This window comes from Alishewanella agri BL06, from assembly GCF_000272005.1.
In the GTDB taxonomy this organism is placed as follows: domain Bacteria; phylum Pseudomonadota; class Gammaproteobacteria; order Enterobacterales; family Alteromonadaceae; genus Alishewanella; species Alishewanella agri.
Map to the genome: position 1 here is coordinate 24,592 of NZ_AKKU01000020.1, position 13,071 is coordinate 37,662.

A 13,071-nucleotide genomic window follows, 5' to 3' on the forward strand; every position below is an offset into this window, starting at 1 on the left:
ACGAGCCGAAATAGAAAGGCGCCAAAATGGCGCCTTTGCTGTTACTGACCTACTGTTAGAAGTTGTAGGCAACCCGACCATAGAACAGGCGGCCTGAACGTCCGAACGGTGAATAGTTCGAGAACGAGGTAGCGCCTGTGGTATTCAGGTTAATCGGGAAAGCATCCGGATATTGGTCAAAGATATTGTCCGCGCCAAAGGCCAGCGTCCAGTTATCGTTAAACTCATAACGGGCTTCCAGATCAACCAGGGTTTTTGGGCTTAGGATAAAGTCAGTGGCTGGAGTTGTACCTGGCGCTAAAACCTCACCATAGCGGGTCGCTTTCAAGGTGGCGCTTAAATTATCAAAGCTCCAGTTTACGGTGGCGCCGTATTTATCTTTCGGTGTGCCTTTTTCAAAGGTCAGCACGTTTACACGGCCGAATAGTGTCGGCGCCGGATTTAACGCCGATAACTGTGAGGTTTCCGGTACTGACGTCACCTTGGTTTCGTTGTAATTCCCCACTAAGGTAAAATCGAACAACCCAAGCTTATCAGTTGGTAAGCTCCAGTTAATCACCACATCAACACCCTGGGTTTCGGTATCAACGCCGTTGATAAAGAAGCGGCCGCCACCTATACCAATAAAGCCTTGTGACGTCAGATAATCCCGCACATTTGCTGCTGTCAGGTTTTCTGACAACACGATACGGTCGTCAATATCGATCCGATAGCCGTCGATGGTGACTGAAACGCCGCCAATCCGGAACACTGTGCCCAGTGAATAGTTTACCGATTCCTCCGCATCCAGCGCTTGCGCGCCCAAAGCTTGTGCTACCGGATCGCTGACTGGGAAAGTTGTGATATCAAAAGGAACACCATTGATAAAGTTGGTAGAGGTCGCGGTGAAGTTTTGTTGCTGCAGCGACGGCGCACGGAAGCCGTTTTGCAGCGAGCCACGGATGGCGAAGTTATCAGTAAAGTCGTAACGTAACGCGGCTTTACCGGTGACATTGCTACCAAAGTCAGAATAATCTTCGGCACGAACTGCCACTGAACCTAACATATTATCAGTAAGATTCGCCTCTAAATCGACATAAGCACCCAAAGCACGCCGGGTTTCCCGCACTTCATTTGATGGCCGGAAGCCAGGAAAAACCTGAGCGCCAGACGGAGTTGGGGCACCATTTAATAGCACACCACCATTGCGCCAGGAATCCGGCTCGCCGGCAAAGATGCTGTAACGCTCACGGCGCATTTCGATACCGGTCGCGACGTTAAGCGGTGAGGCTAAGCCATCAACATTAAAAGAACGCACCCCGGATAAGTTAAACACCGCCTGGCCATAGCGGAAACCACCGGCATCAAACTCAGTTTTGCTTAATGGGCCAATGGAGCGGTTAAGCGTATTTTCGATAGTAAAGGCCATACGGTTTTGGCCCCAAACTAACGAGGTGTCGATAGTCCATTCGCCAACGTCGAATTCATAACCCACCGCCGCACTGGCGTCGGTGACATCCGGCGCGATAATTGGCAGGAAACCGTTCGGATAAATTTCCGGGATGTTGCGGGAATCGTTAGCCGGGCGATAGAAGCCTGCTGAACGTGCTTCGCGATCCTGATAGCTTAACCAGCCATAAATTTTGCCGTTATCCAGTGTTTTACCGGCGTTGGCAAACAGGGTGAACTGTTCCAGTTCCGGCTCACCGTACCAGGCACTAAAGCGGTTAAAGAAGGTTTCACGCTCATCAAACTGGCCATTAACCAACGGATATTGCTGCCGGTAATCCCAGCCGCCGCGCTCGGTACGCTCGGCGTCTTTATACTCTGCAGAGACGGTTAAAAAGGCATTATTGCCTAAGTCAAAACCGCGCCAGCCGCTTAAAGTCAAGGTTTCACCGTCAGTACGGCTACGCTCAATATTAGCGGGCGCACTCCAGGTAGCACCGGCTGGTGGTGGTGTAGTCGGTGTAGTGTAAGTGGATTCGCGCCAGCCATAAGAGGTGGTAAAGTTGCCACCCTCACTGGCTTCACGTAGCCGCACGTTCAGTACCCCGGCAATTGCGTCAGAACCATACTGGGCCGAAGCCCCATCACGTAGTACCTCGACTGAGCCGATGGCCGCGGTGGGAATCGTATTTAAGTCTACTGCGGACGAACCCCGACCGACAGAGCCGTTAACGTTAACCAATGAAGCTGAATGCCGGCGTTTCGAGTTAACCAGCACCAGGGATTGATCTGGCCCTAAGCCGCGCAACGTGGCCGGGCGTACGGTGTCGGTACCATCGGTGAGACCGGGGCGCGGAAAGTTAAAGGATGGTAGGGCGGTAGATAACACCTGGTTCAGTTCGGTAGAGCCAGCGCGAGTTAAGCTTTCGGCACTTACGATGTCAATAGGCACTGCCGTATCCGACACTGAGCGGCCGGCTACCCGGGTACCGGTGACTACAATTTGCTCAATGCGTTCCGCTTTTTCTTCTGTTTCGCTGGTATTGCTTTGCTGCGCTAAAGCCAAAGGGCTGGTGAGCACCAGCGTCACGGCTAAAGCAAGAGGGTGGGGCTTGAAGCTGTGCATAGGTGTTATCTCCTTGTTGTTATTTCCCGCCACAACCTTAAGATGTGTATGACATTACTGTTAAGATTGCTTAGGTTTCATAATTAAAGCTAGAGCTTAAATAACCTGGGGTCAAACCAGTACCGCAATTAAAGATAGCGTGACGTTGACTAAATTATGCCTTAGGATGTCGATATTTTAGAGCATACAGACTTCCGGATGTCTTTACTACGCCACTTTGGTCGAATTGGAGCACCAACATGAAAAAAAATACCCAGTTAATTCATGCCGGTCGCAGTAGGCAATGGACAGGCAGTGCCGTAAATCCACCACTGGTACGCGCCTCCACAATCGTATTTGATACCATGCAGGAATTGCGTGAGGCGACGAAGCAACGTGGTAACCGGGTACCCTATTATGGCCGACGCGGTACCCAAACTCATTTCGCTTTTCAGGAAGCGATGTGTGAGCTGGAGGGCGGCGTGGGTTGTGCACTCTATCCCTGTGGTGCCGCTGCGGTATCAGGTGCTTTACTGGCGTTTTTAAAGCAGGGCGATCACTTGTTGATGGTGGACAGTGTCTATGAACCGACCCGGGCCCTGTGCGATAAGTTACTAGCTGGGCTGGGGATTGAGACTACTTATTATGACCCGCTGATCGGAGCCGGTATTGCGGCATTGATTAAACCCAATACCCGGATGATCTTTCTGGAATCGCCGGGCTCGCTGACGCTGGAGGTGCAGGATATACCAGCGATTTGTGCGGTGGCGCGGGCGCGTCAAATCATTACGGTACTGGATAATACCTGGGCCTCGCCGATTTTGTGTCAGCCCTTTGAACTGGGCGTGGATATCTCAATTCAGGCGGCGACTAAATATATTATCGGCCATTCTGATGTCATGCTCGGCACCGCCACTGCTACCGAGCAGTACTGGCCGCAACTGCGTGAGCATAGCTATTTAATGGGCTACTGTGCTTCGGCTGATGATGTCTATGCTGCCAGCCGTGGTTTACGGACCTTAGGAGTGCGGTTAAAGCAACACGAGCAAAATGCGTTACAGGTTGCCCACTGGTTGGCACAGCGGCCCGAGGTAGAGACAGTAAGGCATCCGGCTTTTGCTGATCATCCGGGCCATCAGCAGTTTAAACGCGACTTTAGCGGCAGTAATGGACTGTTTTCGTTTGTATTAAAGCAAGGCAGCCAACAGCAGGTTGCCGCCTTTATTGAAGGCATGCAGCATTTTAAGATGGGGTTTTCCTGGGGCGGCTACGAAAGCCTGATCACCGCGACCTTTAATGTGCAGGCATTGCGCCGTGCTAGTCATTGGCCCTATAGCGGACCGCTGATTCGACTGCATATTGGCCTGGAAGATCCGGAGGATTTAGTCGCCGATTTAGCAGCGGCTTTTACGCGCTTTCATGCTGCTGGTTGAGTTGCATAATTATACAGTTTGAGGCTTGGTCCCACAAAGGCTCAAGCTGAATCAGCCCTTTCTTATGCTGCCTTAAAAGCCATCAGTTTGATTTTTTCTTATTCAGGAACTGCATAAATACTCATCAATCGGTATTTTTCAGGCAGTTTTTGCTGGCGATTTCACCACAATTCCCTACAATGCGCGCCCTCTGCAGCAGTGCCGGTACAGGTACTGCTGAGTTGTATCAGCCACTGGCTGTTTTATTCAGGAGCAAGCATGTCTGTATCGTTATCCAAAGTGAATTCTTTGCGTTTAAGTGTGGTGGCCGTTGCCGTTGCTGCCGCCAGTCCACAATTGGTGCTGGCGCAAGAAAGCCCGCAAGCAGCGCCAGAGCGTATTCAGGTTACCGGGTCGCGCATTCTGCGTGAAGGTGCCATAGCCCCGTCACCGGTAACGGTGATTTCTGGTCGCGATCTGGTGGAAACCGGCGCCATGAACATTGGTGAAGTGTTAAAAGAATTACCGTCACTGGCTGCCACTTACTCACTGGCTAACGCCGGGCGCTTTATCGGTACTGCCGGCTTAAGCTTACTGGATTTACGCGGCATGGGTGCCTCCCGTACGCTGGTGCTGGTGGATGGTCGTCGCCATGTCGCCAGCAGTGCCGGTAGCGCCGCGGTCGATACCAACAGCATTCCGACTGCCTGGTTAGACTCAGTAGAAATTATTACCGGTGGTGCTTCAGCGGTTTACGGTGCCGATGCCGTTACTGGTGTAGTCAACTTTAAGCTGAAAAAAGATATTCAGGGTTTTGATTTGGTACTTAGCCGTGGCTTTGCCGAAGATAATCCGTACGATAACCATAAAGCCTTGCTGTCCTTTGGTACTGACTTTGCGGCCGGCCGCGGTAACTTTGCGGTCGCAGCAGAGTTTTCTGGCCAGGAAGGCATGAACGCCACTGATCGCCGGCAAACCCGTACCTCTTATATGGCAGTCGCTAACCCGGCTGACCGTGATGGTCGGGACAGCAACGGCGTCTTTATTCACGATGGTATTCCGGATCGGATTACTGTTGCCAATGCTGGCTGGTATGACAGTTCTACCGCCGGTAACTTTAATTTAAATGGCAACTGGTACATCTTCAATCAGGATGGCAGTGTGCGCTTGCAGGACCTGGGTACCACCTATGGCAATATTGAACACTGCAGCAACTGTGAATTTTTAGATTTACGGCAGTATCAGGATCTGCAGCCAAGCTTTAACCGCCAGAACCTGAATATGAAAGCGAACTTTGACCTGACAGACAGTATTAATCTGTTTGCCGAAGGCAAATATGTGCGCAGCAAAGGCAGCAGTGAAGGCCAGCCATCGTTCTTTGAATATGGCTCTGCTATCCGCATTCTGCGTGACAATGCGTATCTGGATGACAGCATGGCAGCGCTGATGGACGCCAATAATCTGGCTTCGATCCGTATTCACCGCTTCCAGAAAGATGCCGGTCGTCGCTTTGAGCAAAACACCCGTACTACCTCACGTTTTGTTGCCGGAGCTCAGGGTGAATTGTCAGCAGACTGGGGCTTTGAAGCCTATGTCACTCATGGCGAAACCAAGCTGGAGCAGGTGAACTATAACAATCTGATCCGCACTAACTTCGCGCAGTCAGTGGATGCGGTATTCGATGGCAATGGTAATATCGTTTGTCGCGATGCCACCGCCCGTGCCAATGGTTGTGTACCAACCAGCCTGTTTGGCGACAACGCCATTAATGATGCGGCACGTAACTGGTTTAATACCACCTCTTACAGCCACAGCACCATTCGCCAGCAAGTGGCGAATGCCAGCGTTAACAACAGCGGTCTGTTCGAATTACCAGCCGGTATGGTCGGTTTCTCTGCCGGTGCTGAGTTCCGGAAAGAAGAAAGTGAATCTGTGCCGGATCGCTTTGCCGCCACAGGTGCGACTTTCCTGAACTCGCTGCAATATATGCGCGGTGAATTCGATGTGAAAGAAGCCTTTACTGAAGTGTCGGTACCAGTACTGGCTGATTTGCCATTGATTCAGGATCTGGTATTTGATGCTGCGGTGCGTTATGCCAACTACAGTACCATTGGCGATGCTACCAGCTGGAAAACCGGTCTGGATTGGAGCCTGAACGGCGAGTTCCGGGTACGGGCAACCTACTCTGAAGCGCTGCGGGCGCCAAATATCAGCGAGCTGTTTGGCCCGCAAAACCAAACCTTCTTCCGCATCACTGACCCTTGTGCGACGGCAGAACGTCAGAGCCAGACCCGGGTCAATAACTGTGCGGCTATCGGTATTGCACCAGACTTCCAGCTGAATAGCCCAGCCGCGACAGTTGAAGGCTTAAGTGGTGGCAACCCGAACCTGCGTGCTGAAAAGTCAGATAGTTACACTGTTGGTTTTGTGTATCAGCCAGACTTTATCAGCGGCTTTAGCCTGACGGTTGACTACTGGTCGATTGAAATTGACGATGCTATCGCGGCGATTTCAGCACAGAATATTCTGAACCGCTGTGTCGATTCGGCTACTGGCCCGAACATGCAGTTCTGTAATCTGGTGCAGCGTAACCCGCAAACACTGGCCCCGGAACTGATTACGTCAGTGGTGCAAAACGTGGCGGCACAAACGGCCAGTGGTATCGATTTTGAATTTGGCTATGACTTCGATGCGCTGGGCGGCCGCTTTAATACCAAGTTAATCGGTACCTGGCTGGAGTCGCGCAAAACCTATTCGTTCCAGGATTTCCCGAGCGAATATATTGAGAACGCCGGTGTTGCCGGTGACGCGACCTGGCAAGCCAACCTGAGCGTGAACTACCGTTACGATGCCTGGACAGCTGGTGTGAAAACCCGCTATATCGATGCGGTTTCACTGTTCACCAGCCAGTCACTGGCGCTGAACCCGGATCCAAGCGATATTATGAGTTACGGCAGCTACTTCGTAACTGATATCCGCCTGGGTTACGACTTCGCCAGCGGCGTTAAACTGGCATTCGGTATCGATAACCTGCTAGACCGTGACTTACCGGGCGTGAGTACTGGCACCACAGCTGAAACCGGCCTGTACAACAATATCGGCCGTTTCTTCTACACCAGCTTCTCTTACGCTTTCTAAGCGCAGCGGTTAACTATCCAACCCGGCCTAAGTGCCGGGTTTTTTTCTATTGGCCCGGACGTTTCGGTGATTGATCTCTTAGCGCGTTCTTCTACAATAGCGCGCATTCAATTTGGAGGCGCTATGACAGAGATAACCGGCACAGTAGAGCGAAGCTTGCAGCAACAGGTGGCAACCTGGTTACAAAAAAACTGGGTACAGCGCAGCTTATTAAGCCTGATTTTAATTAATGCGGTGATTCTGGGGCTGGAGACGGCACCGGGTGTAATGGCGGTGGCCGGCGCGCCGTTAATGTTATTAGATAAACTGATCCTGGCGGTATTTGTGCTGGAGATTGCACTGCGTATCTTTGCCTATCGCGGCGCCTTTTTTAAAGATGCCTGGAGCCTGTTCGACTTCACCGTGGTTGCGATAGCGCTGGTACCGGCCAGCGGGCCTTTTGCAGTGCTGCGCGCGCTACGGGTACTGCGGGTGTTGCGGGTACTGACCTTTGTACCCTCGATGAAGAAAATCGTTGGTGCGCTGGTGCAATCGTTAAACGGTATGCTGTCGATTGCCATGGTACTGGGCCTGGTGTATTACGTGTCGGCCGTAATGGCGACTAAGCTGTTTGGCGAAGCCTTTCCGGAGTGGTTTGGTAATATTGGCCGCACCCTGTATACGCTGTTCCAGATCATGACGCTGGAGAGCTGGTCGATGGGTATTTCACGGCCGGTGATGGAGCAATTCCCGTATGCCTGGGCGTTCTTTGTGCCCTTTATCCTAATCGCCACCTTTACCATGTTAAACCTGTTTATTGCGGTGATCGTGAATGCGGTGCAAAGCATGCATGACGAGGAGCATAAAGAAGAAATTGATGCCAAACAGCAGCTGCAACATGACTTAGTCAGCCAGATGCAACAGCTGCAGGCCGAGCTGGCAGCACTGCGGGCGCAGCTGCCGCCAAATAACAAGGTTGATTAAGGCTGGTTTAAAAAGCTATCCAGCTCGCGACCGGTTAGCTTGCTGATACTGCTGAAAATAAACCAGATGGCAAAAAACAGCACCAGCATACTGGGCAGGACAATCACCGGGTAACTTAGCCAGGTCATTCTGCCCAGCTCTTCATTAAAGGCAGTGGTGCCCGGCGGACTGACCAGGATCACCTTGGCCAGAATATAATTCAGCACCGATGACAGGAAAAACGAAGCGGCGACCAGATAGCCGGCCTGCGCCAGTTTGCGCTCAAATAATACCGTGTTTTGCCGCTCTGCCAGTGCCTGATACAGCTTGTCGGTATCGAGGATCTCGCCGTTCAGGATAAACTTTTGCACCAGCGGATAGGGCGTATACTGGCTGATTAACACCGCCAGACCAATGGCGCCGGGAATGGCCGCCTCTTTAATCGCAATATAGCTGGCGTCCAGTTGCAACAGCGCGATACCGCCGGTAAGCAGCACACTGATCACCCCCAGCACCGAGAAAAAATTCACTTTGCCGGCCTGTTTTAAATCCCAGAGGCCATACAGCACCGGAAACGCCAGCGCGACCACTAAACCCCATACCGGCCCCAAGTGCTGCTCGCCGGAGAATTTACTTAAGATAATGGCCGGAATGGCCACGTTAATCAGCAGGTTGGGTAGCAGGCCGCCACCTTTTTTCGGTTTGGTTTGACTGGCTGAATCACTCATAGCAGCTCCTGTTTACAAAGTACTGGCGCAGTATAAACGCAAATGCGCCGCGGTGCAGTGCGCGGCGACATGCTGTAAAAACTGTTGCTCAATTGGTAAGCAATCAGTGTTGAGTACCAAAGCAGAACGCGCTAGGGTGTATTTTATCAATAAGCAGTGGAGCACGGTTATGGATCAATATGCGGCTCTCAGAGCCAATGTCGGGTTACTGGGTACCGAGCTGGGTGAAACGCTGCGTCAGCATCTGGGTGATGCGGTGTTACAACGGGTGGAGCAAATCCGTCAGCTGTCTAAGGCAGCGCGGCAGGGCGATAATCAGCAGGCGGAACAGCTACGGCAGGTGCTGACGGCACTGTCGGATGATGAGTTACTGCCGGTGGCCCGCGCCTTTGCGCAGTTTCTGAATCTGGCCAATCTGGCCGAACAGCAATTTAGTATTAGCGCCGCCGGGCGCAGCAGTATTGAAAAACCGGAACCGCTCACCGAACTGTTTCAGCGCTTACAACAGCAGGCCATTGCGAAAGGCGATATCCGCCAGGCGCTGCATGATTTGTCGATTGAGCTGGTGTTAACCGCACACCCAACCGAGGTCGCGCGCCGCACCCTGATCCACAAGCTTACCGAAATTGCCGGCTGTCTGGCTGCACTGGAACAGCCGCAAACGCCGTGGCAGCGCCAGCAAACCGAGCTCAGACTCACCGAGTTGATTAGCCAGGCCTGGCATACTAATGAAATCCGCGAACAGCGGCCAACGCCGGTAGATGAAGCAAAATCCGGTTTTGCTGTGATTGAAAGCTCACTCTGGCAGGCGGTGCCGGATTTTCTGCGCGAACTGGATACCGATTTACAACGCGCACTGGGCGAGGGTTTACCGCTGGACGCCGCCCCGGTGCGTTTTTCGTCCTGGATGGGCGGCGACCGCGACGGAAATCCCTTCGTTACTGCCAAGGTAACCCGTCAGGTGTTGTTACTAAGTCGCTGGAAAGCGGCCGATCTCTTTATTCAGGATTTAGATCTGCTGTCGACCGAGCTGTCGATGAATCAGGCCTCGGCAGAGCTGCAAGCCGCCAGTGAACAGGCATCTGAGCCATATCGCGCCGTGTTAAATAAGTTACGCCAGCAACTGGTTTATACCCGCGACTGGTTAACCGAAGCATTAAAACATGACCGGCTGCAGCGCCCGGCCGATCTGATTTGGCATCATCAGCAGCTGCTAGAACCCTTGCTGCTGTGCTATCAGTCACTACAGCAAAGCGGCATGACCCGCATTGCCCAGGGCCGGCTCACTGACACTTTGCGCCGCGGCTATGCTTTTGGTTTAACGCTGCTAAAACTGGATATCCGCCAGGATGCCGGCCGCCATGCTCAGGTCTTCTCAGAGTTAACCCGTTATCTGGGGCTGGGCGATTACGCCGCCTGGAGCGAGGCCGATCGTCAGGCCTTTTTACTGCGCGAACTGCCGAATAAAAGACCACTGTTCCCGAAGCAATGGCAGCCATCGGCTGAAGTACAGGAAGTACTGGATACCTGCGATATCGTAGCGCGCCATGGCAGTGAAGCCTTAAGCACCTATGTGATTTCGATGGCCGGTAAGCCGTCAGATGTGCTGGCGGTGCAACTATTGTTAAAAGAAGCCGGTATCAGCTTCCCAATGCCGGTAGCGCCTTTGTTTGAAACCCTGAGTGATTTGCAAAATGCACCGGACTGTATGCGGCAGCTGCTTAGTATCGACTGGTACCGTGGCTATATTAATGGCCGCCAGGAAGTGATGATTGGTTACTCTGACTCAGCCAAAGATGCCGGCGTGCTGGCCGCGGCCTGGGCGCAATATAGCGCGCAGGAAGCCTTGGTGCAGCTGAGTCGTGATTATGGTGTGAAATTAACGTTGTTCCATGGCCGCGGCGGTACCATTGGCCGTGGTGGTGGCCCGGCGCATGCGGCGATCTTATCGCAGCCGCCGGGGTCGTTAGTCGGCGGTTTGCGGGTGACCGAGCAGGGCGAGATGATCCGTTTTAAATTCGGCTTGCCACAATTAGCGGTGCGCAGCCTGGCGCTGTATGCCAGTGCGGTACTGGAAGGGCTGTTATTGCCGCCGCCGGTACCCAAAGCCAGCTGGCGTCAGCTCATGACCACACTGGCCAGCGATTCCTGCGACGCTTATCGTGCGGTGGTGCGGCATAATCCGGAATTTGTGCCTTATTTCCGTGCCGCCACGCCGGAGCAGGAACTGGGTAAATTGCCACTGGGTAGCCGGCCGGCGAAGCGTAACCCGACCGGTGGCGTCGAAAGTTTAAGGGCTATCCCCTGGATCTTCGCCTGGTCGCAAAACCGTTTAATGCTGCCCGCCTGGCTCGGTGCCGGCAGTGCACTGGCCAAAGCGGTCGACGCTGGCCACAGCGCGCTGTTGGATGAAATGCAGCAGCAGTGGCCGTTTTTTGCTACCCGGCTGTCGATGCTGGAAATGGTATTCTTAAAAGCGGATGCTGAGATAGCGGCCTACTATGACAAGGTGCTGGTGCCGGCCGCCTTGCAACCGTTGGGGGAACAACTGCGGCAGCAACTGGCAGCCGATCGCCAGCTCTTACTGCAGTTAATTCACAGCGATACGCTGATGGCAAAAGAAGGCTGGATCCGCGAGTCGATTATGCTGCGCAATACCTATGTCGATCCGCTGCATATCCTGCAGGTCGAGCTGTTAAAGCGCGCCCGCCAGGCACCGGATGATTTAACCGCACAAAGCAACCGCGCGCTGATGGTCACCATTGCCGGTATTGCTGCCGGTATGCGGAACTCGGGTTAGCGGGCTAAGCAGAGTCAGCAAATAAGGCCTGCACACCAGGCCCTAGCGAGCAACTTGTAAACCACAGCTCGTAAAAAATCGTGAAAACCGGCATACTTTTACCGAGTAGGCCGGTTTTGTTATTTGAGGTAAGCCATGGGGTTTTATATGCTGCTGGCGCTGGTGTCGGCAGTAGCGATGGCCAGTAGCGGGGTGATTGCCAGACTAAGTGGCCTGGCCGCCGCTGAGCTGACATTTTATCGTTTGGCGGTGGGCGCACTCTGCTTATTGCTGTTATTACTGGTCAGCGGCCGGCTGGCACTGCTAAAGACCAAACCCGACTGGCGCATTGCGCTAAACGGCGTGCTATTGGCCAGCTTTATGCTGTGCTTTCTTAGTGCCATTCAGTATATCAGCCTGGCTAATGCGATAATGCTGGTGTATCTGGCGCCGCCGCTATCGGCCGTCGTCGCGCACTGGCTGCTGCAGGAAAAGCTGGATTTACCCGATACCGGCCTGATTGTCTTATCCTTTTTAGGTTTTGCCATGTTACAGCAGTTCCAGTTTCAACTGGTGCTGGATGTTGCACAGTTGCCCGGCTTACTGTTTGGCCTGTTATCACTGCTGGCGTACAGTGGCTTTTTGCTGTTAAACCGCCGGCCGCAGCCTGGCCACTCGCAGTTACAACGCACCTTTTATCAGCTGCTGATCGGCGCCTGTTGCGTATTGCCATTTTTAGGCGGTATGGCGCCGCCAACCAGCGACAGCCTGCTCTGGATTGCATTGGCCGGCATCTTCCCCGGCTTTTTGGCGATCTACTGCGCCATTGTCGCCTTGCAGCATTTACCGACCCGGGTGTACGCTACCCTGGCTTATCTGGAGCCGGTAACCGTTATTCTGGCCGGTTGGTTGCTGTTTGCCGAGCAGTTAAGTCTGTTGCAGGGCGCCGGCGTGCTGCTGATTATGCTAACAGGACTGATGCTGGCACTGCGCCATAAACCGGCCCAAGTGGTGGCGCAAGCACTGACAAAAGTCGGGCAGCAATTAGCGCCGCTGGCAGCAAATACTGAGCCCACTCAAGCCGCCAAGCATCCCAATCCTGAACAAACCTAAAGCTCCCACCAAACAGCCTGAGACACTGCCCGACTCCTGCGGCCCGACTCCGGTATGCATGCGTACCGGAGTCGTCAACTGCGATAGTGGGCAAAACACCTTTGGTCAGATACTCAATTAATACTTCAGCGAAAAAAACGCCCTGTACCTGAATCTAAACCGCTCCCCCTAATAGCACCCAATCCCGACTCCGGTATGCTCGCCGTACCGGAGTCGCAATCTGCGATAGTGGGTTAAAGACCATTGGTGTGATACTGAAGTAATGGCTTGGCGAAGAAAGAGGGGATCGCGCCTGAAGTGGAAAGAGCCAAATTTCAGTTTGTTGGGCGAATTAATCTGCCCGTAAAGCAAAGGTAGGCTGTACCTATAACCTGTTGTATGTTTTCAAAAAGCACTATAGTGTTTCTACATTAATTTTACAAATAC

7 protein-coding genes are annotated in these 13,071 nt (G+C 53.1%); 5 read left to right on the forward strand and 2 right to left on the reverse strand.

Features of this window, described 5'->3' with window-relative positions; translation table 11 throughout:
- Positions 1-55: 55 nt before the first annotated feature.
- The gene (locus AGRI_RS11425) at positions 56-2,554 is read right to left on the reverse strand and encodes a TonB-dependent receptor plug domain-containing protein (RefSeq protein WP_008985093.1); all 2,499 of its coding nucleotides are present in this window, start codon (positions 2,552-2,554) and stop codon (positions 56-58) included.
- A gap of 239 nt (positions 2,555-2,793) precedes the next feature.
- Here AGRI_RS11425 and AGRI_RS11430 point away from each other — a divergent pair, with 239 nt between their 5' ends.
- The 3 genes from AGRI_RS11430 (at position 2,794) to AGRI_RS11440 (ending at position 8,046) form a co-directional block, all read left to right on the forward strand.
- Positions 2,794-3,966, forward strand: coding sequence for a cystathionine beta-lyase (locus AGRI_RS11430; RefSeq protein ID WP_008985094.1), 1,173 nt, complete (start codon positions 2,794-2,796; stop codon positions 3,964-3,966).
- Positions 3,967-4,224: 258 nt separating this feature from the next.
- Positions 4,225-7,083 carry a TonB-dependent receptor domain-containing protein gene (locus AGRI_RS11435; protein ID WP_008985095.1) on the forward strand — a complete coding sequence of 953 codons (2,859 nt, stop codon included), beginning with the start codon at positions 4,225-4,227 and terminating at the stop codon, positions 7,081-7,083.
- 123 nt (positions 7,084-7,206) lie between these two features.
- Positions 7,207-8,046, forward strand: a complete 840-nt coding sequence (locus tag AGRI_RS11440) for an ion transporter (protein WP_008985096.1) — start codon at positions 7,207-7,209, stop codon at positions 8,044-8,046.
- Here the strand turns inward: AGRI_RS11440 and AGRI_RS11445 are convergent.
- Entirely contained in the window at positions 8,043-8,753 is a 711-nt protein-coding gene (locus tag AGRI_RS11445; protein WP_008985097.1) for a VC0807 family protein, read from the reverse strand. The genes AGRI_RS11440 and AGRI_RS11445 overlap by 4 nt on opposite strands.
- Positions 8,754-8,922: 169 nt before the next feature.
- Here AGRI_RS11445 and ppc point away from each other — a divergent pair, with 169 nt between their 5' ends.
- The gene (gene ppc, locus AGRI_RS11450) at positions 8,923-11,553 is read left to right on the forward strand and encodes a phosphoenolpyruvate carboxylase (protein WP_008985098.1); all 2,631 of its coding nucleotides are present in this window, start codon (positions 8,923-8,925) and stop codon (positions 11,551-11,553) included.
- 135 nt (positions 11,554-11,688) lie between these two features.
- On the forward strand, positions 11,689-12,645 hold the full coding sequence (locus tag AGRI_RS11455) for a DMT family transporter (protein ID WP_008985099.1): 957 nt from the start codon (positions 11,689-11,691) through the stop codon (positions 12,643-12,645).
- Positions 12,646-13,071 lie beyond the last annotated feature (426 nt).

Coding starts and splice junctions, on each gene's coding strand:
- AGRI_RS11425 (WP_008985093.1), bottom strand. CDS start 2,554: ATGCACAGCTTCAAGCCCCACCCTCTTGCTTTAGCCGTGACGCTGGTG.
- AGRI_RS11430 (WP_008985094.1), top strand. CDS start 2,794: ATGAAAAAAAATACCCAGTTAATTCATGCCGGTCGCAGTAGGCAATGG.
- AGRI_RS11435 (WP_008985095.1), top strand. CDS start 4,225: ATGTCTGTATCGTTATCCAAAGTGAATTCTTTGCGTTTAAGTGTGGTG.
- AGRI_RS11440 (WP_008985096.1), top strand. CDS start 7,207: ATGACAGAGATAACCGGCACAGTAGAGCGAAGCTTGCAGCAACAGGTG.
- AGRI_RS11445 (WP_008985097.1), bottom strand. CDS start 8,753: ATGAGTGATTCAGCCAGTCAAACCAAACCGAAAAAAGGTGGCGGCCTG.
- ppc (WP_008985098.1), top strand. CDS start 8,923: ATGGATCAATATGCGGCTCTCAGAGCCAATGTCGGGTTACTGGGTACC.
- AGRI_RS11455 (WP_008985099.1), top strand. CDS start 11,689: ATGGGGTTTTATATGCTGCTGGCGCTGGTGTCGGCAGTAGCGATGGCC.